The 22,320-nt window shown below is 66.9% G+C and carries 19 protein-coding genes and 1 pseudogene; 16 read left to right on the top strand and 4 right to left on the bottom strand.

Annotated features, from left to right (window positions below; all coding sequences use genetic code 11):
* Positions 1-58: 58 nt before the first annotated feature.
* Positions 59-1,036 carry a transcriptional regulator GcvA gene (locus AB4Y44_RS00795; RefSeq protein ID WP_342919500.1) on the bottom strand — a complete coding sequence of 326 codons (978 nt, stop codon included), beginning with the start codon at positions 1,034-1,036 and terminating at the stop codon, positions 59-61.
* Between the two features lie 101 nt (positions 1,037-1,137).
* Between AB4Y44_RS00795 and AB4Y44_RS00790 the strand changes: the two genes are divergently transcribed.
* The 9 genes from AB4Y44_RS00790 (at position 1,138) to AB4Y44_RS00750 (ending at position 11,675) form a co-directional block, all read left to right on the top strand.
* Positions 1,138-1,464 (top strand): DUF2917 domain-containing protein, encoded by a 327-nt coding sequence (locus AB4Y44_RS00790; RefSeq protein WP_028201793.1) that lies wholly within the window; start codon positions 1,138-1,140, stop codon positions 1,462-1,464.
* A gap of 110 nt (positions 1,465-1,574) precedes the next feature.
* Positions 1,575-2,489, top strand: a complete 915-nt coding sequence (lipB, locus tag AB4Y44_RS00785) for a lipoyl(octanoyl) transferase LipB (RefSeq protein ID WP_368698440.1) — start codon at positions 1,575-1,577, stop codon at positions 2,487-2,489.
* Between the two features lie 13 nt (positions 2,490-2,502).
* Positions 2,503-3,504: a lipoyl synthase gene (gene lipA / locus AB4Y44_RS00780; RefSeq protein ID WP_368698439.1), complete on the top strand. Its 1,002-nt coding sequence runs from the start codon at positions 2,503-2,505 to the stop codon at positions 3,502-3,504.
* Between the two features lie 248 nt (positions 3,505-3,752).
* Complete coding sequence (gene tauA, locus AB4Y44_RS00775) at positions 3,753-4,805, top strand: taurine ABC transporter substrate-binding protein (protein ID WP_342919497.1); 1,053 nt, start codon at positions 3,753-3,755, stop codon at positions 4,803-4,805.
* A 16-nt stretch (positions 4,806-4,821) separates the two neighbouring features.
* A complete protein-coding gene (locus AB4Y44_RS00770) occupies positions 4,822-5,625 on the top strand; it encodes a taurine ABC transporter ATP-binding protein (protein WP_368698438.1) in 804 nt (267 codons plus the stop codon).
* Positions 5,622-6,503 carry an ABC transporter permease subunit gene (locus AB4Y44_RS00765; RefSeq protein ID WP_368698437.1) on the top strand — a complete coding sequence of 294 codons (882 nt, stop codon included), beginning with the start codon at positions 5,622-5,624 and terminating at the stop codon, positions 6,501-6,503. Before AB4Y44_RS00770 ends, AB4Y44_RS00765 begins: the two co-directional genes overlap by 4 nt.
* A gap of 344 nt (positions 6,504-6,847) precedes the next feature.
* On the top strand, positions 6,848-8,134 hold the full coding sequence (locus AB4Y44_RS00760; RefSeq protein ID WP_165979442.1) for a dicarboxylate/amino acid:cation symporter: 1,287 nt from the start codon (positions 6,848-6,850) through the stop codon (positions 8,132-8,134).
* 209 nt (positions 8,135-8,343) lie between these two features.
* Positions 8,344-10,269, top strand: coding sequence for an ATP-binding protein (locus tag AB4Y44_RS00755; RefSeq protein WP_368698436.1), 1,926 nt, complete (start codon positions 8,344-8,346; stop codon positions 10,267-10,269).
* Between the two features lie 56 nt (positions 10,270-10,325).
* Positions 10,326-11,675 carry a sigma-54-dependent transcriptional regulator gene (locus AB4Y44_RS00750; protein ID WP_368698548.1) on the top strand — a complete coding sequence of 450 codons (1,350 nt, stop codon included), beginning with the start codon at positions 10,326-10,328 and terminating at the stop codon, positions 11,673-11,675.
* Positions 11,676-11,746: 71 nt separating this feature from the next.
* On the opposite strand, the gene AB4Y44_RS00745 is transcribed toward AB4Y44_RS00750, so the two are convergent.
* On the bottom strand, positions 11,747-12,280 hold the full coding sequence (locus tag AB4Y44_RS00745) for a TlpA disulfide reductase family protein (RefSeq protein WP_254352569.1): 534 nt from the start codon (positions 12,278-12,280) through the stop codon (positions 11,747-11,749).
* 197 nt (positions 12,281-12,477) lie between these two features.
* Between AB4Y44_RS00745 and AB4Y44_RS00740 the strand changes: the two genes are divergently transcribed.
* Complete coding sequence (locus AB4Y44_RS00740; RefSeq protein ID WP_368698547.1) at positions 12,478-13,026, top strand: hypothetical protein; 549 nt, start codon at positions 12,478-12,480, stop codon at positions 13,024-13,026.
* Between the two features lie 420 nt (positions 13,027-13,446).
* Here the strand turns inward: AB4Y44_RS00740 and AB4Y44_RS00735 are convergent.
* Positions 13,447-15,083 (bottom strand): annotated as a pseudogene (locus tag AB4Y44_RS00735) (YifB family Mg chelatase-like AAA ATPase).
* A gap of 211 nt (positions 15,084-15,294) precedes the next feature.
* Positions 15,295-15,552, bottom strand: coding sequence for an accessory factor UbiK family protein (locus AB4Y44_RS00730; protein ID WP_028201802.1), 258 nt, complete (start codon positions 15,550-15,552; stop codon positions 15,295-15,297).
* Positions 15,553-16,081: 529 nt separating this feature from the next.
* Here AB4Y44_RS00730 and AB4Y44_RS00725 point away from each other — a divergent pair.
* The 6 genes from AB4Y44_RS00725 (at position 16,082) to AB4Y44_RS00700 (ending at position 22,117) form a co-directional block, all read left to right on the top strand.
* A complete protein-coding gene (locus tag AB4Y44_RS00725; RefSeq protein ID WP_028201804.1) occupies positions 16,082-16,420 on the top strand; it encodes a P-II family nitrogen regulator in 339 nt (112 codons plus the stop codon).
* A 40-nt stretch (positions 16,421-16,460) separates the two neighbouring features.
* Entirely contained in the window at positions 16,461-17,978 is a 1,518-nt protein-coding gene (locus AB4Y44_RS00720) for an ammonium transporter (RefSeq protein ID WP_342919491.1), read from the top strand.
* 397 nt (positions 17,979-18,375) lie between these two features.
* A complete protein-coding gene (gene gshA, locus AB4Y44_RS00715) occupies positions 18,376-19,665 on the top strand; it encodes a glutamate--cysteine ligase (RefSeq protein WP_028201806.1) in 1,290 nt (429 codons plus the stop codon).
* A gap of 123 nt (positions 19,666-19,788) precedes the next feature.
* On the top strand, positions 19,789-20,742 hold the full coding sequence (gene gshB / locus AB4Y44_RS00710) for a glutathione synthase (protein WP_342919490.1): 954 nt from the start codon (positions 19,789-19,791) through the stop codon (positions 20,740-20,742).
* A gap of 438 nt (positions 20,743-21,180) precedes the next feature.
* Positions 21,181-21,762 (top strand): PTS sugar transporter subunit IIA, encoded by a 582-nt coding sequence (locus AB4Y44_RS00705; RefSeq protein WP_368698435.1) that lies wholly within the window; start codon positions 21,181-21,183, stop codon positions 21,760-21,762.
* Between the two features lie 85 nt (positions 21,763-21,847).
* Positions 21,848-22,117: an HPr family phosphocarrier protein gene (locus tag AB4Y44_RS00700; RefSeq protein WP_042270095.1), complete on the top strand. Its 270-nt coding sequence runs from the start codon at positions 21,848-21,850 to the stop codon at positions 22,115-22,117.
* Positions 22,118-22,320 lie beyond the last annotated feature (203 nt).

Genomic DNA, 22,320 nt, shown 5'->3' with positions numbered 1-22,320 from the left:
TTCGAACGAAAAGGGCCGCAATCTGCGGCCCTTTTTGCATCCGGCGCCCAGTGGATCATCAAGGCATGTCGCCCACGCGCGCGCGTTGCGCCGCGGCGGCGGCCGTCATCAGCGGGCCGGCTTCGCACGCGTCCTCGTAGAGCCGCCGAAAGCGCGCGACCTCGTCGAACACCCAGTCGCGGAACGCCTGCACGCGCTCGGTCTGCATGCGTTGCGGCGGGCAGATGAAGTAGTAGCGCCACGGGCTCGGGCCGTCGATGTCCTTGAAAAGGCGCACGAGGCGCCCGAGCGTGATCTCGTGCATGGCGAGCGAGCGGCGCACGAGCGCGATGCCCTGGCCGTCCATGGCCGCCTGCAAAAGGTTCGACGAATCCTGGTAGAGCACGCCGCGCTTCGGTTCGGGCAGGTCCTGCAGGCCCGCAGCGTCGAACCACGGCCGCCAGAGTTCGTCGTCCGAGCGCAGCAGCGGCAGCTTCGCTAGTTCGCGCGGGTCGGTGGGCAGGTTGCCGCCGTTGAAATCGGGCGAGCAGGCGGGAAAGAAGATCTCGTCGAGCAGCAGCTCGGCGTGCAGCCCCGGATAGTGCCCGTAGCCGAAGCGGATGGCGACATCGACGTCGTCGCGCGCGAAGTCGGTGAGCGAATTCGTCGATTGCAGCTCGACGTCCCACTGCGGATGCGCCTCGATGAAGCGGCCGATGCGCGGCGTGACCCAGCGCGCCGCGAACGACGACAGCATCGAAACGACGAGCCGCCGGTCGCGGTCGCCGGCGCGGATTTCCTGGGTGGCGTGCGCGAGCTGGCTGAGCGCGTCGCGCACCTGGCCGGCATAGCGGCGGCCGGTGTCGGTCACGCGCACGCGTTTGCCGTCGCGGGCGAAGAGCGCCACGCCCAGCTCCGCTTCGAGCGCGCGGATCTGGTGGCTCACGGCGCCGTGCGTGACGAAGAGTTCGTCGGCGGCGCGCGAGAAGCTTTCGTGGCGGGCGGCGGCTTCGAAGGCCTTGAGCGCATTCAGCGCGGGTAGCTGGCGCAGATCCATATCGTATTTTTTCTCACATAGGCGTGAAAATTGATCGTTTTGCTCGATCCCTTATGGTGTCTACGATTGTAGCTATCGGAGCAGGTCATTCGGAGTCGAAAATGAGAGAAATTTCTTCGGATATCACGTTTGAAGTGGCGGCCGACCAAACGGCCTCGGTGCGCGTCACGCGCAGCACGCGGCTGACCGTCAAGTGTGGCACCGTCTGGGTCACGCGCAGCGACGACACCGCCGACTACTGGCTCGAACCCGGCCACACGCTGCGGCTGCGGCGCGGCGAGCGCCTGTGGATCGGCGCGGAAGGCGGTGCACCCGCGTGGGTGGGATTCGCGGCGCCGGCGCGCCTGAGTGAGCGCGTGGTCGACCTGGCCGCGCGCGCCGCACAGCGCGCAGGTGTTCATATCGGCGACGGCTGGCGCACGGTTTGACCTGACGCCTGGCAGCTCAAAAGCGGCGACGATGGGAATGCCACCCATCGCCGTCGTTATCCGCAGCATGCCCGGCGCGCTTGTCCCGAATTCGGTAAACTGCCGAAATCATGTGCGCCACCCCGGTTTCACCCTCGCAAACTCCATCCGACCCCGGCGCAGCCGCGGTCGCGTCCCAAACGGCAAGTTCGCCCATCGTCGTGCGCTGGCGCGGCAACGAGGCTTATCAAGCAAGCTTCGACGCCATGCGCGAGTTCACGGCCGCCCGTGACGCCCACACGCCTGACGAAATCTGGCTCGTCGAGCATCCTCCCGTGTTCACGCTCGGCCAGGCCGGTAAGCCCGAGCATCTGCTGGTGGCGAACAGCGGCATCCCGCTCGTACAGATCGATCGCGGCGGGCAGATCACGTATCACGGGCCGGGGCAGGTGGTGGCCTACCTGCTGCTCGATCTTCGGCGCCGCAAGCTGATGGTGCGCGAGCTCGTCACGCTCATCGAAGACGCCGTGATCGAAACACTGGCGGCGTATAATCTCGCGGGCGAGCGCAAGGCCGGCGCGCCGGGCATTTACGTGCCAGAAGGCGCCAGCGGCGCGAGCGCTTTGCATGTGGGCGCCAAGGTCGCCGCGCTCGGCCTGAAGATCCGCAACGGCTGCAGCTATCACGGCGTGAGCCTGAACGTGTCGATGGATCTGAGCCCATTTCTCGCGATCAATCCGTGTGGATACGCAGGTCTCGAAACCGTCGACATGGCGACGCTCGGCGTTCAGGCGGACTGGCGCGATGTAGCCGGCACGCTGGCGGCCCGGCTCGACGCGAATCTCTCGGCGCACGCAGCAATACTTCCGACGGTAGCCGAAGCGGCTGCCACAGACCCTTCAGCCGAAGCGGCCGGGATGAACCCGGCTGCACAGGCGGCTGAAAAGGAAGCGGCCGCTTACGCGGCCGCGATGGACCCGGCCGAAGCGGCCATATCAGGCGGGCAACCGCCGCAACCGCAGGCTGACGTCGCACCGGCGGCCTGACTGGATCGAAAGCATGACTGACGTAACCGCGAACCCCGCCGCAAACTCCGCTGGCACGAGCGCCGACGCCGGTGCCTACGACGCCACCGCAAAACAGAAGGCGCAGGCCAAGACCTCGCGCATTCCGATCAAGGTCATCCCCATCGAGAAGCTCAAGAAGCCCGAGTGGATCCGCGTGAAGGCGGCCACGGGCAACTCGCGCTTCTACGAAATCAAGAACATCCTGCGCGAGCACAACCTGCACACGGTGTGCGAGGAAGCGAGCTGCCCGAACATCGGCGAGTGCTTCGGCAAGGGCACCGCGACGTTCATGATCATGGGCGACAAGTGCACGCGCCGCTGCCCGTTCTGCGACGTGGGCCACGGCCGCCCCGATCCGCTCGATCCGGACGAACCGGCCAACCTCGCGCGCACCATCGGCGCGCTCAAGCTCAAGTACGTCGTGATCACGAGCGTGGACCGCGACGACCTGCGTGACGGCGGCGCCGGCCACTTCGTGGAATGCATCCGCCAGGTGCGCGAGCAGTCGCCCGAAACGCGCATCGAGATTCTCACGCCGGACTTCCGCGGCCGTCTCGACCGCGCGCTGCAGATCCTCAACGCCGCGCCGCCGGACGTGATGAACCACAACCTCGAAACGGTGCCGCGCCTCTACAAGGAAGCGCGCCCGGGTTCGGACTACGCGCACTCGCTCAAGCTGCTCAAGGACTTCAAGGCGCTGCATCCCGACGTCGCGACGAAGTCGGGCCTGATGGTGGGTCTCGGCGAAACCGAAGAGGAAATTTTGCAGGTGATGCGCGACCTGCGCGCGCACGACGTCGACATGCTGACGATCGGCCAGTACCTGCAGCCCTCGGAGCACCACCTGCCGGTGCGTTCGTACGTGCATCCCGACACCTTCAAGATGTACGAGCAAGAGGCGTACAAGATGGGCTTCACGCACGCAGCCGTTGGCGCGATGGTGCGTTCGAGCTATCACGCCGATCTGCAGGCGCATGGGGCAGGGGTGGTGTAAACAACCCCCGCTTCGCGCCAGCACGCAGTCGAAAGGCCCGCTGAAAAGCGGGCTTTTTGCTTTCTTGCTTCACGCTGCGCTCGAACAGCGCGATGCACGCATCGATTCCCGCACCATCCACCTCAACGCGAAAAGCAATGCTCCAGCAGCGTCATTAGCTAACGCGGATAAGTTAGAACCGGCCGCCGCCAGACTCCCTATAGTCGGAACCTTCATTCACTCGAACGTCGTTCCGCCGGAGTCTCCCGATGAACCCTCGCGCTCTCCCTGCATTCGCACGCCGCCCGCACATCGCCGCCGTCGCATTCGCCGCCGCCTGCCTCGCCAGCGCGATCGGCGCGCCGCGCGCGCACGCCGAAACGCGCGAGGTCGTGATCGCGTATCAGGACATGGTGGTGCCGTGGCGCTACGCGCAGGCAACGGGCGAAGTCGAGAAGGAAACGGGCTACAAGGTCACCTACCGCAAGCTCGCGAGCGGTGCCGATGTGATCCGCGCGCTCGCCTCGGGCTCGGTGCAGCTCGGCGAGGCCGGTTCGAGCCCGATCGCGGCGGGCCTCTCGCAGGGCGTGGATCTCTCGCTGTTCTGGATTCTCGACAACATCAACGACGCCGAAGCGCTCGTCGCACGCGACGGTTCGGGCGTGACGAGCATCGCGGGCCTGAAGGGCAAGACGATCGGCGTGCCGTATGTCTCGACCTCGCACTTTCACGCGCTCGTCGCGCTGCAGAACGCGGGCGTGAATCCCGCCGACGTGAAGATCGTCAACCTGCGTCCGCCCGAGGTCGCGGCCGCCTGGCAGCGCGGCAACATCGACGCGACCTACATCTGGGACCCCGTGCTCGCGCAGGTGAAGAAGAACGGCAAGGTGCTGGTGACTTCGGGCCAGGTGGCGAAGGCCACGGGCAAGGCGACCTTCGACGGCTTCGTGGTCGACCGCAAGTTCGCCAAAGACAACGGCGATTTCGTCGCGAAGTTCGTGAAGGTGCTGGCTGCCGCCGACGCCGATTACAGCGCGCATCGCCCGGCATGGAACGCGGCCTCGCCGCAGGTGCTGGCGGTGGCGAAGGAGTCGGGCGCGAATGCCGCCGAAGTGCCCGCGAGCCTCGCGCTCTACGCGTTCCCCACGCCCGCCGAGCAGGCCTCGAAGGTTTGGCTGGGCGGTGGCGCGCAGTCGGGCGCGGCGCAGTCGCTGCTCGCCACGGCGACCTTCCTCAAGGAGCAGGGCACGATCCAGAACGTGCTGCCCGACTACTCGGTGGGCGTCGATCCGCAATACGTGCAGCGCGCCGCTGCGCACTGAACGCAAGGAGCTACGCATGAGCGCGCTCGCGATCCGCGATCTCACCGTCATCTACGAAGGCGCGCGGCGTGACGCTGCGCCGAACGTCGCGCTCGCGAACGTGAACCTCGACGTGGCGAGCGGCGAGTTCGTCGTGGCGCTCGGCGCTTCGGGCTGTGGCAAGACCACATTGCTCAACTGCATCGCCGGCTTCATCGAGCCGGCGCTTGGCGAGGTGCGCGTGAACGGCGCGCGCGTGAAGGGGCCGGGCGCCGAGCGCGGCGTGGTGTTCCAGAAGCACGCGCTGCTGCCGTGGCTCGACGTGCTCGACAACGTCGCGCTCGGCTTGCGCTTTCGGCGCGTGGCGAAGGCGCAGCGCGAGTGCATCGCGCGCGAGCAGCTTGCCCTCGTGGGCCTCGAAGCCCAGGCGCGCGAACGCGTGTATGCGCTCTCGGGCGGCATGCAGCAGCGTGTGGGCATTGCGCGCGCGCTCGCGAGCGATCCGCAGATCCTGCTGATGGACGAGCCGATGGGCGCCCTCGACGCCATGACGCGCGAGCAGGTCCAGACGCTCGTGCTCGACGTCTGGGCGCGCACGCAGAAGACGGTGTTCTTCATCACGCACAGCGTGGAGGAGGCGCTCTTTCTGGCGACGCGCATCGTCGTGATGACGCCGGGGCCGGGCCGCATCGAGCGCGAGTACGAGGTGCCGTTCGCGCGCCAGTATCTCGCCACGCGTGACGCGCGCGCCGTAAAGTCGTCGCCGGAATTCATCGCGTGGCGCGAGCGGCTGGTGGGTTTGCTGCACGCGGACGCACACGCACACGAGGAGCCGGTATGAGCGTGCCGCACGAATCGTTGAGAGAGGTCGCGCTGAAGGCACGCCACGTCGATGCACCCGCCGCGCGCGAGGCGCAACCGGCGCGCTCGAAAGTCTGGCGCATGCCCGGCGAAGGCCCGACGGCGGCGCTGAGCGCGGCGTCGGTGGCGGCGCTCGCGCTGCTCTGGTGGCTGGCGACGCACCTGCACTGGCTGCCGCCGCTCTTCCTGCCGACACCCGAAGCCGTCTGGCAAGCTTTCACCGATGCGCTGCACGGGCGCATCCAGGGCGGCCTGCCGCTCTCCGAGCATCTGTTCTGGAGCGCGCTGCGCGTATTTGGCGCGTTCCTGCTGGCGGTGGTGACGGCCGTGCCCGTCGGCATTCTGATGGGCGTGTCGCGCATCGCGCGCGGCCTGCTCGACCCGCCGCTCGAGTTCTACCGGCCGCTGCCGCCGCTCGCCTATCTGCCGCTCGTGGTGATCTGGTTCGGCATCGACGAGACGGCCAAGATCGTCGTGATCTGGCTCGCCTGTTTCGCGCCCATCGCCATGGCCGCGCGCGCCGGCGCGAAGAGCGCGAGCGTCGAGCAGATCCGCGCGGCGGCTTCGCTGGGCGGCAGCCTCGTGCAGATCGTGCGCTTCGTCGTGCTGCCCGCCGCATTGCCGGAGATTCTCACAGGCCTGCGTATCGCCATCGGCTTTGGCTGGACCACGCTCGTGGCCGCCGAGATGGTCGCCGCCACGGCGGGCCTGGGCCAGCTGGTGCTCAACGCGTCGAGCTTCCTGCGCACCGACGTCGTGGTGATGGGCATCGTGCTGATCGGGCTGATTGCCTGGGGCTTCGATCTGGGCATGCGTGCGCTCGAACGGCGCATCGTGCCGTGGAAGGGACGCGGCTAAGGCGGCCCCCGTCTTTCTGGAAATCCGAACGCTCATAGGGCGCGATTCTGGAAAACCAGATTCGCGCCTTTGTTCGCTGGATGAAAGTCCTTATAAATCAATGGCATGCGCGATTGCGCTAGCTGGCATTCTCCTTGCAATTAAGAACGCGCGGCCACCCCGGCCGCGACAAAAAAAATCTATGCATTGCATGGGACGGGACTAAGCGCTAAAGCGCCAAGTCCCGTCGACAGGAGACAGCCGATGTCCGATCCCATCTTCCGGTTTCGCTGATCCCCAGTTTCGACCTGTCGCGGCCCGAACTCGCTTCGTTCGGCCATTGGCTTAACTCATTTGCAGGAACCATCGTGAAGAAACCTCTCCACAAAGTCCTCTACGTCCAGGTGATCGTGGCGATCGTCATCGGCGTGATTCTCGGCCACTACTGGCCTGCGATCGGCATCGACATGAAGCCGTTCGGCGACGCCTTCATCAAGCTCATCAAGATGGTGATCGGGCCGATCATCTTCTGTACCGTCGTGACCGGCATCGCCGGCATGGAGGACATGAAGAAGGTGGGCCGCGTGGGCGGCAAGGCGCTGCTCTACTTCGAGATCGTCTCGACCTTCGCGCTCGTGCTCGGCCTGATCGCCACGCACGTGCTGAAGCCGGGTGCGGGCTTCAACGTCGACGTCCATTCGCTCGACGCCAAGGCCGTGGCCAGCTTCGCCGAAAAGGCCCATGGCCAGAGCAGCGTCGACTTCCTGATGCACATCATTCCGGACACGATCACCTCGGCGTTCGCGCAGGGCGAAATCCTGCAGATCCTGCTGATCGCGCTGCTGTTCGGCGCCGTGCTCACGCAACTGGGCGAGCGCGGCCGCGTGGTGACAGAGTTCATCGACAGCATCTCGGGCGTGCTGTTCGGCGTCGTGAAGATCGTCACGAAGCTCGCACCGATCGGCGCGTTCGGCGCGATGGCGTTCACCATCGGCAAGTACGGCGTGGGCTCGCTCATTCCGATGCTCAAGCTCATCGGCACGTTCTACCTCACGTCGATCGTGTTCGTGCTCGTCGTGCTCGGCGCGATCGCCCGCTTCACGGGCTTCTCGATCATCCGCTTCGTTTCCTACATCAAGGAAGAGCTGCTGATCGTGCTCGGCACCAGCTCGTCGGAATCGGCGCTGCCGCAACTGATGCAGAAGCTCGAGCGCCTTGGCTGCTCGCGCTCGGTCGTGGGCCTCGTCGTGCCGACCGGCTACTCGTTCAACCTCGACGGCACCAACATCTATATGACGATGGCGGTGCTCTTCATCGCCCAGGCGACCAACACCGACCTCACGTGGACGCAGCAGCTCACGCTGCTCGCGGTGACGATGCTCACCTCGAAGGGCGCGAGCGGCGTGACCGGCGCGGGCTTCATCACGCTGGCGGCTACGCTCGCCGTGGTGCCGACCATTCCGCTCTCGGGCATGGTGCTGATCCTCGGCATCGACCGCTTCATGAGCGAGTGCCGTGCGCTGACCAACATCGTCGGCAACGGCGTCGCGACGGTCGTGGTCTCGGCATGGGAGAAGGAGCTCGACCGCAACAAGCTGCGCGCCGTGCTCTCCGGCGAGGTCGAAGAAATGAAGGAAAGCGCAGGCGCGTAAGCCGCGCTGGGCGGGCGCGCGCAGGCCGTGAGAGGCGTGCCGCCCGCCGATGTCTGTTCTCTCGATGTTTCGCGGCCATCGCCGCTGGGCGGCGCGAGCGTTTCCCCTGCGCGAGCGCCGTCCGTTTTTGTTTTTCCCGTCTGACCTGGCCGCAGTCTGGCTGGGTGGGCCCGAAGCGCGCTGTCCGACCCGGACGCCCCGGCGCGGCCGTGTGCCACAATCTCCCTCATCCCCCCGACCGTCTGGAAGCCGCTCACGTGACGCGCCGCCTCATCATCCTCTTCGCGCTCGCAGCCGGCCTCGTCGCGGTCTGCGCGCTGACGTGGGCGCTCGCGTGGCAGGCCGGCATCGACGCGCTGCGCCGCAACGCCGCCGTGCGCGGCGACCGCACCGCGGCTTCGCTCAAGAGCACGCTGGAGCGCTACGACTCGCTGCCTTATATCGTCGGCGAGCATCCACTCGTGCAGGACGTGCTGGTCGATCAGCGACCCGAGTGGGTGGCCGCCGCCAACCGCTATCTCGAAGACGTGAACCGCCACGCGCGCGCCACGACGACCTACATCATCCGCGCCGACGGCATGAGTATCGCGGCCAGTAACTGGCGCGACCCCGATAGCTTCGTGGGCGCGGATTACCGCTTCCGGCCGTATTTCATCGACGCGATGAACGGCCGCGTGGGGCGCTTCTTCGGCATCGGTACGATCTCGCACGATCCGGGCTACTACGTGTCGCAGCCCGTGCGGCGCGACGGCAAGATCGTCGGCGTGGCCGTGGTGAAGCTCAATCTCGAATGGTTTCCGGGCACCGATGCCTCGGAGCCTCTGCTCGTCACCGACGACCACGGCGTGATCTTTCTCTCCTCGGTGCCCGCGTGGAAGTACCGCACGGTGCGCCCGCTGCCGCCGGCCGTGGTGGCCTCGATCGACGCCACGCGCCAGTATGCGAGCGAGCCGATCGCGCCGCTGCCGGCGAGCGTCGAACGCGTGTTGCAAGGCGGAGCCGACATCGTGCGCATGGGCGCGGGCATCCGCGCGCCGCGCTACCTGGAAACGCGCCGCTCGCTCGGCGAGCCCGACTGGCATCTCGTCACCATGTCGTCGATCGACCCCGTGCTCGAAGCCTCGCGCAACGCGACCATCATGACGGGCTTCGGCTACGTTTCGCTGTGCCTGTTCGGTTTCTACTGGCGCATGCGGCGCGCCCGCGTGAGGGAAGTGATGCGCAGCCGCGCGATGCTGCAAAAGGCCTACGCGATGCTCAACGAGCGCGTGGCCGAGCGCACCGCCGATCTCTCGCAGGCCAACGAGCGCCTGCAGCGCGAGGTGGCGGAGCGCACGCGCGCCGAGGCGGAACTGCGCGCGACCCAGGACGAGCTGATCCAGGCGAGCAAGCTCGCCGCACTCGGCCAGATGGCGGCGGGCATCACGCACGAACTGAACCAGCCGCTAGCGGCGCTGCGCAGCTTCTCGGACAACACGCGCGTGTTTCTGGAGCGCGGCCAGTACGCGGCCGCCACCGAAAACCTCGAGGCGATCGGCTCGCTCACCGAGCGCATGGGCAAGATCGTCAATCAGCTCAAGCTGTTCGTCGGACGTGCGCGGCCCAGGAGCGCGCGCGCACCGGTCGCCCGCGCGCTGCGCAACTCGCTCGCGCTGCTCGGCAAGCGGCTCGACGGCGTGCGCATCGATCTCACGTTGACGGAAGACGGCGCACCGACCGTGCCGCTCGACGTGGACGCCGAGTACCCGGACCTGAGCGCGCAGAGCGACGACCTGCGGCTCGAACAGGTGCTCATCAACGTGCTCGGCAATGCGCTCGACGCCGTGGCGGGCCGGCCGTCGCCGCGCATCGCGATCGACGTGCAGGCGAGCGCCGCGACGCTCGCCATCGCGGTGAGCGACAATGGGCCGGGCATCCCCGACGATGTGCTGCCGCGCCTCTTCGAGCCGTTTTTCACGACGAAAGAAATAGGGCAGGGGCTTGGCCTCGGACTCGCGATTTCCTCGTCGATCGCACGCGACTGCGGCGGCTCGCTCACGGCGAGCAACGTGCCGGAGGGCGGCGCACGCTTCGTGCTGACGTTGCGCCGCTCGCGCGCGGATGCCGCGAGCGCGGCGCGTGCCGCCGGGTTGTGACGCGGGGTTGTGAGGCTGGCTTTTGAATCAGGATGACGAACGAACATGGTGAACGCATGGTCAATACCGCGCCCGGCCGGGTGCTCTACGTAGAGGATGACGAACTCGTGCGCCGCGCGGGCGTACAAAGCCTGCAGCTCGCGGGCTTCGACGCCGCCGGTTTCACCAACGCGGAAGGCGCGCTGCCGCTCGTCGATGCCGACTTCGCGGGCGTCGTGGTGAGCGATATCCGCCTGCCGGGCATGAGCGGGCTCGATCTGCTCGCGCAATGCCACGAGCGCGCGCCCGAGGTGCCGATCATCCTCGTGACGGGCCATGGCGATATCTCGATGGCCGTGCAGGCCATGCGCGACGGCGCCTACGACTTCATCGAGAAGCCGTTCGCCTCCGAGCGCCTCATCGAAACAGTGCGGCGCGCGCTGGAGCGGCGCATGCTCGTACTCGAAAATCTCGCGCTGCGCCGCGAACTGGCGGGGCATGACACGCTCGCGCCGCGCATCATCGGCAAGAGCCCGGCGATCGAACAGGTGCGCAAGCTCATCGCGAACGTCGCGCCGACGGACGCCTCGGTGATCATCAACGGCGACACCGGCGCGGGCAAGGAGCTGATCGCGCGTAGCCTGCATGAGCTTTCGCCGCGCCACGACAAACCGTTCGTCGCCGTGAACTGCGGCGCGCTGCCCGAGCCGATGTTCGAATCGGAGATGTTCGGCTACGAGGCGGGCGCGTTCACGGGCGCGGCCAAGCGCCGGATCGGCAAGCTCGAGCACGCGAGCGGCGGCACGCTCTTTCTCGACGAGATCGAGAGCATGCCGCTCTCGCTGCAGGTGAAGCTGCTGCGCGTGCTGCAGGACGGCGTGCTGGAGCGCCTCGGTTCGAACCAGCCGGTGCGCGCCGACCTGCGCGTGGTCGCGGCGGCCAAGGGCGACATGAGCGAGCACGTGGCGGCGGGGACCTTCCGGCGCGACCTGCTGTACCGGCTGAACGTCGTGACGATCGCGCTGCCGCCGCTGGCCGAGCGCCGCGAGGACATCGTGCCGCTCTTCGAACACTTCCTGCTCGACGCGGCGGTGCGCTACCAGCGTCCCGCGCCGCTGCTCACCGAGCGCGACCGCATGCGGCTCGCGCAGCGCGACTGGCCCGGCAACGTGCGCGAGCTGCGCAATGCGGCGGACCGCCGGGTCCTCGGGATTCCGGACGATCTGACGGCCAGCGCGGCGGCCGGCGAGGACGACGCGTTGCCGCTCAAGGAGCGCGTGGAGCAGTACGAACGCGCGCTGATCGCCGACGCCCTGCAGCAGAGCAACGGTGCGGTTGCCCAGGCCGCCGAGCGGCTGCAGATGGCGAAGGCCACACTGTACGAGAAGATCCGCCGCTATGGGCTGGTGGCGCGCGGCGAGGCGTAAAGCGGCACAACGAGGCATAAAAAAAGCAGCGGGATTTCCGCTGCTTTTTTACTGGCTACGCGTGTCGCCTATCAGGTCGCCAGCGCCTTCTGCAGCAACTGGTCGAGTTCGGCGAACTGCGGCTCGCCCACGTAGCGCTTGAGGATCTTGCCGTCGCGGCCGATCACGAAGGTGGTCGGCGTGAGCTGGACGTTGCCGAACTGCCTGGCCGCCGAACCGTCGTCCATTGCCACCTTGAACGGCAGCTGGCGCGTCTGCGCGTAGTTGGCGACGTACATCGGCGCGTCGTAGTTCATCGCCACCGCGACGAACTCGAGACCTTCGCCCTTGAAGCGGTTATAGGTCTGGACCATCTTCGGCATTTCCGCCATGCAGGTGGTGCAGCTCGTCGCCCAGAAGTTGACGAGATAGACCTTGCCCTTGAGGTCGTGCGTGGAGACCTTCTGGCCGGACAGCAGCGTGAAAGTCGCGTCGGGCACGCGCTGCTGGCTGCCGAAGAACGCGAAGTAGCCGGCCACGGCGATCGCGACGACGACCACCGCTGCGCCGATGCGCATGAGCGCGCCGGAACGCTTGTTCGAGGAATTCGGGGATGCAGCGGTCATGAGCCTTGCCTCGTGCGCCAAAGGACGCGGGTGTTGAGCGCAAATATTGTAGCGCCGAATTTCCCGGCATAGCGGTTGCGGGACAACATCCGGGTATGCGCCGACGGATAATATCGCGCACCTTTCACTTCCGTGACGAACCGCGCCCCATGGTCCTGGACATCCTTCGCCGTGCCCGGCTCCCGTTGCATCTGCCGATGGCCGCCTTCGTTCCGGCCCGCGCGGCGGCGCTGGGCGTACTCGCCGCCGCGTTCGCGCTGGCCGCCTGCTCGCCCACTTACGACTGGCGCACGATTTCGAACGATGCGAGCGGCTACACGATCGATCTGCCGGCCAAGCCCGACAAGGACGAGCGCAGTATCGACGTGAACGGCACGCCGATGCGCATGCGCGTGCAGACGGCCGAAGTCGCCGACGACGTGTTCGTGGTCGGCACGCTCGATCTGCCCGACGCGCAGCCCGCGACGCAGCAAAAGGCGCTCGAGTTCCTGCGCGCGGGCCTCGCGCGCAACGTGGGCGCGCCGGCCGAGGCGCACGCGGTGGCGGTGCCGCTTGCGACGGGCGGGTCGATCGAGGGCGTGGAGATGCGCATGGCCGGCAAGGCAGGCGCCCACGGCGAGACGCGCACGATCCACGCGCGGCTCGTCGCCAAGGGCGCGCGGGCCTACCAGGTGGCGATCGTCGGGCGCAGCGAGCCGCCGGTCGAGCAGATCGACCAGTTCTTCGGATCTTTCAAGCTGTACTGAGTTTTGGGACTCCGCAGTACGCCTCGCGCCGCCATGTTTCGCTCACGCAGCTGCGGGCGTTTGCGCGACGAAGTGAAGGTTGCGCTGCAGGTAAACACGCTAATTACCGGATTTGATTGAGGGTTTACTGGTTACCCACAGGACCTGTGGGTAACTTTGTGGAAAACAGCGCCGCGTTGGCCGGAAAGGGCCGTCCTGTGGGCTTTCTGTTAGTTTTGGCCGCTTTTCTGTAAATCCAGAAGGGTAGAAGAATCAATGGGTTACTAAAGTGGCCCCGGCGTAATGCGAACCATGCACAGAACCGGGGTCAACACGACGAAATGTGCATAAGTCAAGTCTTGACTTCGACTTATTGGCGCTATTCACATTCGCCGCAACGCAAAGTGGCGGCGTTTTTCGCGAAAAAAGCGCTGTGCATGGCTATCGCTCGGCAAACACACGCCGGTACTGCACGGCCTCCGCCACGTGCGCGGCTTCGGGCATCGCGGCGCCCGCGAGATCGGCAATCTTGCGCGCGACCTTGAGCACCCGGTAGTGCGCGCGCGCCGACCAGCCGAAGCGCTCGCCCGCTTCGCGCAGCAGCGCTTCTCCGGCGGCGTCCGGCTGGCAGACTGCATCGGTTCCGCGGCCGGTCAATGCGCGATTGGTTTTACCCTGGCGCGCCAGCTGGCGCTCGCGTGCCGCCAGCACGCGAGCGGCGATCGCGGCGCTAGGTTCGGCGTTCGCGCTCGCGCGTGCGGCCAGTTCGGCGGCCGGCAGCGCCGGAATCTCGATCTGGATGTCGATGCGGACCAGCAGCGGCCCCGACAGCTTGCGCAAGTAGCGCGCGGCGCTTTCTGGCGTGCAGCGGCAGCGACCGGCGGGGTCGCCGCGCCAGCCGCACGGGCAGGGATTCATCGCGGCGACGAGCTGACACGCGGCCGGAAAGTCGGTTTGCCAGGCGGCGCGCGAAATCGTGATCGCACCCACTTCGAGTGGTTCGCGCAGGGTCTCGAGCACGTGGCGATCGAACTCGGGCAGCTCATCCAGAAATAGCCCGCTAAATGTGCGAGCGTGATCTCGCCCGGCTGCGGCGGATTGCGCCCGCCGATCAGCGCGGCGGCACTCGACGAATGATGCGGCGCGCGAAACGGCCGCTTGCGCCACTGCTGCGGCGTGAAGCCGACTGCGCTGGCGGAGGGCAGGGCGGCGGAGGCTAGCGCCTCGTCGTCCGTCATGGGTGGCAGGAGCCCGGGCAGGCGCGCGGCGAGCATCGACTTGCCCGCGCCTGGCGGCCCCACCATCAGCAGATGGTGGCCGCCGGCCGCCGCGACTTCGAGCGCCCGGCGCGCGCCGCGCTGGCCGACCACGTCGGCCATGTCGGGTGGCGCGGCGGCCGGTGCGGCGTCGAGGGCGCTCGCGCGCACGGGGGCGAGGCGCGCCTCGGGATCGACGCCCGCAAGGTGGGCACACAGGGAGCGCAGATCTGCCGCTCCGTACACCGCGACATCGGGCACGAGCGCCGCTTCGGCGGCGTTCTGCGCAGGCAGATAAAGCTCGGGCATGCGCGAGCGTGTGGCTTCGCCGGTCTCAGCATCAGGAATCCGAAGAATGTCGCTCGCGCCAATGGCCCGAGGGCTGGAGGCTGCCGCTTCGTCGGCACGCGCTACGCGCTCCCTATGCGCGCGTGCCGTGCCGCAAGCCATGGCAAACGCGCCGCGCATGGGCCGCACGGCGCCGGTGAGCGAAAGCTCGCCCGCGAACTCCCGGTGCGCGAGCGCCGCAACCGGAAGCTGCCCGCTCGCCGCAAGAATGCCGAGCGCGATCGGCCGATCGAAGCGGCCGGATTCCTTGGGCAGATCGGCGGGCGCGAGATTGACGGTGATGCGCCTCACCGGGAAATCGAAGCCGCAGTTCGAGAGCGCGGCGCGCACGCGCTCGCAGCTTTCGCGCACTTCGAGATCGGGCAACCCGACGATGGAAAACGACGGCAGCCCGTTGGCGAGATGAACTTCGACAGTGACTTCGGGCGCGCGGCCAGCAGCCGGCGCGCGGCTGCGCACCACGGCAAGCGACATGGGATTCTCCGGAAGGCTCGAATGCGGGGAGTGGCGCGCGTGGTACGAAGCTTTGGTCCGGGCTTCGTACATGTTTCGCGCGCCGTACATGCGCCAGGCTGGTGAGGCGTATGCCCCTTTACGGTTCCATTGCGATCACGCTACGGATCGCTTGCGGCGGTGCGGCATGGGGGCTGCACTCGATTGCGCACAGGAGTGCGCAAGGAATTGATCAGGAGGACTGGCTGGTCACCGGCAGCTTCTGCTCGAGCTCGGCGACGCGGCGCTCGAGTTCTTCGAGGCGCTGGCGCGTACGCACGAGCACCTGCGTTTGTGCGTCGAATTCCTCGCGCGTGACGAGGTCCAGCTTCGAAAAGCCTTGCGACAACATTGCGCGAACATTGCGTTCAACGTCGCGCGCAGGCGAGTTCTTGAGCAGGTCGCTCACGCGCGACTGCAGATCATTGAATACGTCGTTTGGTTGCTTCATTCGATTCCCCTTGCTGCACAAAAAATGTGCAAGTTTTGTTTCGCCTGCGCCCCGCGACGGACCGTGATCGATCTTGGTGCGAACTCGCAGGGCCACGGCCAGGTGTGCGCGCATCTGGTGCGCACCGCGGGCCGGTGTGCTTCGCGCTGTGGCGCGGCGGTCCACTTTCAGCCGCCATGCGGCGCCCGGCGCGCCAGCGATGCCTGAGAACACTGTAGCAACGTTCCCCCCGCCACGCCACCGCGCGCGCGCCACGCTGGCCGTTCGGCCAGGGCCTTGCGCGCCGCGCCCATCAAGGCGCGGACCGCATTGTCCACGGCTTTGGGCGCGCCTGCATCGAAGTCCGTCACAGCGGCTTTGCGCAGCGGGCTACAGCAAATTGGCACGGGTGTTGCTAATACTGCCCCGCGCACTGAACGACGGTTGGCTCACGGTGTGCCAGCGACGCGGCGAAGCATCACGCGCCGTTCGCCGGGCGCTCCGTTGCAGAAGCAGACAAAGGAATGAAGCAAACCACAGCGAGGACTACATGAAACTCATTACAGCAATCATCAAGCCGTTCAAGCTCGATGAGGCGCGCGAAGCCCTTTCGGCAATCGGCGTTTCGGGGATCACGGTGACGGAGGTGAAAGGCTTCGGTCGCCAGAAGGGGCACACCGAGCTGTACCGCGGCGCGGAGTATGTCGTCGACTTCCTGCCGAAGGTGAAGATCGAAGCCGCCGTGGCCGACGACATTGTCGAGCAGGCCATCGAGGCGGTCGAACGCGCGGCCCGCACGGGCAAGATCGGCGACGGCAAGATTTTCGTCACCCCGATCGAACAAGTGATCCGCATCCGCACCGGCGAGACCGGCGCCGACGCGCTGTAAGGCCTAAAGAGACCGAGACAAGAGGAAAGAGGAAACCGAGATGCGCAAACTTTTGATGTCCCTGATGATGGCCGGCTCGCTGCTGGCCGGCGGCGTCGGCGCCGCGCTGGCGGACGACGCATCCGCGCCCGCCGCGGCCTCCGCGCCGGCCACCACCGCGTCGGCGCCCGATGCGTCCGCAGCCGCTCCGGCTTCGGCGCCCGCAGCCGACGCGGCTTCGGCCCCGGCAGCAGCAGCCAGCGCCCCGGCCGCCGCCGCAAGCGCCCCGGCCGACGCATCGGCTGCCGCCGCCGCCGCCGCGCCCGCCGCACCGACCGCGCCGTTCTCGGTCGATTCGTCGAAGATCAACTCCGGCGACACCGCGTGGATGCTGACCTCAACCGCGCTCGTGCTGTTCATGACGATCCCGGGCCTCGCGCTCTTCTACGGCGGCATGGTCCGCAAGAAGAACGTGCTCTCGACGCTCATGCAGAGCTTCGCGATCACCTGCGTCGTCACGGTGATCTGGACGGTGGTTGGCTACTCGATCGCGTTCACGCCGGGCGGCTCGTTCATCGGCGGCTTCTCGCGCATCTTCCTAGAGGGCATGAACTACATCAAGGGCGACAAGGCGACGACGCTCACCGTGAGCCACCTCGCGCCGACCATCCCGGAGACCGTGTACTTCGTCTATCAGATGACGTTCGCGATCATCACGCCGGCGCTCATCACCGGTGCGTTTGCCGACCGCATGAAGTTCTCGGCGATGCTCGTGTTCATGTCGCTGTGGTCGATCATCGTCTACTCGCCGATCGCGCACATGGTGTGGGAGCCGACGGGCTGGCTCGCTGCAGCTGGCATCCTCGACTTCGCGGGCGGCACGGTCGTGCACATCAACGCCGGTATCGCGGGCCTCGTGTGCTGTATCGTCCTCGGCAAGCGTGTGGGTTACGGCCGCGAAGTGATGGCGCCGCACAACCTCGTGCTCACGCTGATGGGCGCGGCCATGCTGTGGGTGGGCTGGTTCGGCTTCAACGCGGGTTCGGCAGTCGCGGCCGACGGCCGTGCCGGCTTCGCGATGCTCACGACGCAGGTCGCTACCGCCTGCGCCGCGCTCGGCTGGATGTTCGCGGAGTGGATCGCCAAGGGCAAGCCGTCGGTGCTCGGCATCGCCTCGGGCGCCGTGGCGGGTCTCGTGGCCGTGACGCCGGCATCGGGCTTCGTCGGTGTGCTGGGCGCGATCGTGATCGGCGTGGTGGCGGGCGTGGTCTGCTTCTGGTCGGCGACGTGGCTCAAGCACAAGTTCAACTATGACGACTCGCTCGACGCGTTCGGCGTGCACGGCATCGGCGGCATCATCGGTGCGCTCTTGACTGGCGTGTTCGCGGTGAAGGACATCGGCGGCGCGGATGGCAACCTCATCCTGCAAGCCAAGGGCGTGCTCACGACCCTCATCTACAGCGGCGTGGTGAGCTTCGTCCTGCTGAAGGTGATCGACATGGTGATGGGCCTGCGCGTTTCGGAAGAAGAAGAGCGCGAAGGTCTCGACGTGGTTCTGCATGGCGAGCGCGTGGAATAAGCGCGCCGCACTTGATGGTTTGATCTAGCAGGGCAGCAAGCAGCGACCTGGGCCCGCCGATTCGGCGGGCCCTTTTCTTTTTTGCGCGCCCGGGTGCCGGGTGTGGGCCTTGCTCTCGCGCCAGGGAGGGGGCCAGGGCGGAATAAGCACCTCGCCGGCGCGTTCGCATAGTGCCCCTTCAGTGCGTGGGCCCAATTGCGCCGGGCGCCGCGGGCGGTCCAGAATGGATATCCGGCGTGAATATCCGTGCGCGGTACGCTCATTGACCCTAACGCGCTCAAGGGATTTCACGACCCAGATTCATGAGGGCAATCCCGTCTTGCAACTGGCGCAATCGTCCCCAGATAAACGACCGGTTTCCCTACAATCAAAGCATTTCGTCCGCGAGTCACCCCTTATGGTCCCGCATCTGGTTACGGCGTTGAACGGCCCGCTCCTCGAACTGGAGCAGCGCATCCTCGATGCGACGCCGGCCATCGAGCGCTGGTTCCGCCTCGAATGGCAGGAGCACACGCCGCCGTTCTACGCCTCGGTGGACCTGCGCAACGCCGGCTTCAAGCTTGCGCCGGTCGACACCAACCTGTTTCCCGGCGCCTTTCACTGCCTGCCGCAGGAAGTGCTGCCGCTCGCCGTGCAGGCGGCCATGGCCGCCATCGAAAAGATCTGCCCGGACGCCAAGAACCTGCTGGTGATTCCGGAGATGCACACGCGCAACGCGTTCTATCTGGAGAATGTCGCGCGCCTCGCCACGATCATGCGCCAGGCGGGCCTGAACGTGCGCTTCGGCACGCTCGACGAAACGATCGCCGGGCCGGTGACGATCTCGCTCGCCGACGGCCAGAAGATCGTGCTCGAACCGCTCGAGCGCTCGCAGCGGCGCCTGGGCCTGAAGAACTTCGACCCCTGCTCGATCCTGCTGAACAACGATCTTTCGGGCGGCATCCCGCCCGTGCTCGAAAACCTGCACGAGCAGTACGTGCTGCCGCCGCTGCACGCGGGCTGGGCGGTGCGCCGCAAGTCCACGCACTTCTCCTGCTACGACGACGTGGCGAAGAAGTTCGCGAAGATGGTGGGCGTGGACCCGTGGATGATCAATCCGTACTTCGCGCACGTGGAAGGCGTGGACTTCGAGGCGCGCACGGGCGAAGAGCAAGTCGCGACCGCCATCGACGCCGTGCTCAAGAAGATCGCGAAGAAGTATCGCGAGTACGGCATCACCGAAAAGCCCTATGTCGTCATCAAGTCCGATGCCGGCACGGACGGCCGCGGCGTGATGACGGTGCACGACGCCTCGGAGGTCGCCGCACTCACGAAGCGCGAACGTGCGAAGATGTCGGCCACGAAGGACGGGCTCGAAGTGCACGACGTGATCGTGCAGGAAGGCGTCTACACGTTCGAGCACATCGGCGACGAAGTGGCCGAGCCGGTCGTGTACATGATCGACCGCTATGTGGTGGGCGGCTTCTACCGCGCGCACGGCAGCCGCGAGCGCGACCAGAACCTGAACGCGCCGGGCATGCATTTCGTGCCGCTCGGCTTCGAGCACACGGCGCTGCCCGACACGCGCGCGAAAGCGGGTGCGGCGCCGCCGAACCGCTTTTACATGTACGGCGTGGTGGCGCGGCTCGGCTTGCTGGCGGCCTCGGTCGAGCTGGAGAAGACCGATCCCGAGGCGATCCAGGTCTGATCCGGCCGTCGTCATTCACACAATCGAACGCAGCGCCCGCCACCGTGCGGGCGTTGCCGTCATGAAAGCAGGCGCGTCACCAGGCGCCACGCAGCGACAGGACAGGGACAAGGCAGAGACGATATGGACATTCTCTTCATCGCCGATCCGCTCGAGCGGTTCAAGATCTACAAGGACTCGACTTACGCGATGATGGCCGAGGCCGCGAAGCGCGGCCACCGGCTCTTCGCGTGCGAGCCCCAGCACCTCGCATGGGTGAACGGCCAGGTGGAGGCCGACGTGCGGCGCTTCACGATCATCGGCGATACGGCGGACCTGCATCGCGAAACCTGGTTCGAAGCCACGGCCGATTCGCGCGCGCTCACCGGCTTCGACGCCGTCGTCATGCGCAAGGACCCGCCGTTCGACATGGAGTACGTCACCTCGACGTGGCTGCTGGAGATCGCCGAGCGCGCGGGCGCGAAGATCTTCAACAAGCCGCAGTCGATTCGCGATCACTCGGAGAAGCTCGCCATCGGCGAATTCCCGCAGTTCGTCGCGCCGACGCTCGTCACGCGCAGCGCGGCGCGTCTGCGCCAGTTCCATGAAGAGCACCAGGACGTGATCCTCAAGCCGCTCGACGGCATGGGCGGCATGGGCGTGTTCCGCGTGAAGGCGGACGGCATGAACCTCGGCTCGATCATCGAGATGCTGAGCCACGACGGGGCGCGCAGCGTGATGGCGCAGAAGTTCATCCCCGAAATCAAGGCCGGCGACAAGCGCATTCTGCTGATCGGCGGCGAGCCGGTGCCGTTTTCGCTCGCGCGTATTCCTCAGGGCAATGAGGTGCGCGGCAATCTGGCGGCGGGCGGACTCGGCGTCGCGCAACCGCTCACCGAACGCGACATGGAGATCGCCAAAGCGCTCGGCCCGACGCTCGCGGCACGCGGCCTGCTGCTCGTGGGGCTCGACGCCATCGGCGACTGGCTCACGGAGGTCAATGTCACGAGTCCGACGTGTTTCCGCGAAATCATGGAGCAGACGGGCTTCGACGTCGCCGCGATGTTCATCGACGCGCTGGAGCGCGCGGCGGCCTGAGTCCGGCCGGAGTCAGGCTTCGAAACGGGGACCGGGCGCATTTGAGGCCCGCACCTGGAGCGCTGACTTGAAAGCCGCGTGTATGGCGGCATTTGCGGGATGTGGGCGCCTTGCAGGGTGGGCGCCCCACCGAGACCTTGACTGGCGGGCAGTTTCGGACCACGAAAGGTCGAGCGCTTGCGCGGAGCCTGTAGATCGCGCGCGACATCTGTCGCCGCTGTGAGCAGAACCGCCTCGCGTGCGCGAAAATGACCCTGCTACAATGCCGCGAGCCCGCGTTCCGGGCTGGCAAGCGGGCGTCGACAAGACGTTCCGGCTGCCGCGCGGCGCGTGTTCCGACCCTGCGAGCTCACGGCTGGCTGCGGGGTCGGCGCTGCAGGACGCGATCTACGGGTCGTCCGAGCATCAACCGGAGCCGTTTTTTGCAGTCAAGCTGACATGGCAGGGATTCTGATCATTGCGCACGCACCGCTCGCCACCGCGCTACGCGAGTGCATCGCGCATATCTATGGCGGTTGTCCGGCGCGCATCGGCGCGCTCGACGTGCTCCCCGACAGCGACCCGGCTGAAGTGGTCGCCAAGGCGAATTCGGAGATCGAGCGCCTGCGCGAAGACAACGGCGCGCTCGTGTTGACCGACATGTTCGGCGCCACGCCTTCGAACATCGCGGCGCGCCTCGCCACGGTGCCCGAGGTGCGCGTGCTGGCCGGCGTGAATCTGCCGATGCTGGTGCGGGCCGTGTGCTACCGCGCAACGCCGCTCGACACGCTGGTCGAAAAGGCGCTGGCCGGCGCGAGCAAGGGCGTCCAGACCATCGGCCCGACCATGCAGGCCGCTGCGCCCGCGAGCGAATGCGCTTGCCAGCCCACGCCCTGCACCGAAGCCACCGCCGACGCGACAAAGCAGGCCGCGAATCCGGTAGCCGGCCAGGGCGCGAGCCAGCCCGCCGCCGCGACGCGGGGCGCGGCTTGCACCGGCGGCGTAGCGGCCGGCGTGTTCAGGCCGGCTGGCAGCACCTGAACTGGCGGCGCGCCAGCGAAAGCCAACAACAAGGCACAGCGAAACAATCCAGTCACACTTCCACACACCGCGTCCGGATCGACCTATGCTGCAACAAGAAACGACCATCGTGAACAAACTCGGCCTGCACGCGCGGGCGTCGGCGAAGCTGACACAGCTCGCAGGCAACTATCAGTCGGAAATCTGGATGAGCCGCAACGGCCGCCGCATCAACGCCAAGAGCATCATGGGGGTCATGATGCTGGCCGCAGGCATCGGCAGCACGGTGATGATCGAAACCGAAGGCCCGGACGAGGCTGACGCCATGAGCGCGCTGCTCAAGCTGATCGCCGATAAGTTCGGCGAAGGCCAGTAAGACGCGCGCAGTCAACGCGCCTTGCCCGGAACGCCGCGGTTTGCCGCGGCGTTTTCATTTGTGGGCGGCGACTGCTGCACAAGGTCGCAGTCATGCGTGGACAGGTGCGCATGGCTACATTCCGCCGCGCTGGAATTTATAATCATCGCCGGGGTCTGAGAGAGCGCATTGCAGCGGTTTGCCGCAGCATCAAATAACCAGAG

The organism is Paraburkholderia sp. BR10937 (genome assembly GCF_040965695.1).
Taxonomy (GTDB): Bacteria; Pseudomonadota; Gammaproteobacteria; order Burkholderiales; family Burkholderiaceae; genus Paraburkholderia.
The sequence above is the reverse complement of the archived record's forward strand: the minus strand, read 5'-3'. Positions and strand labels throughout refer to the sequence as shown.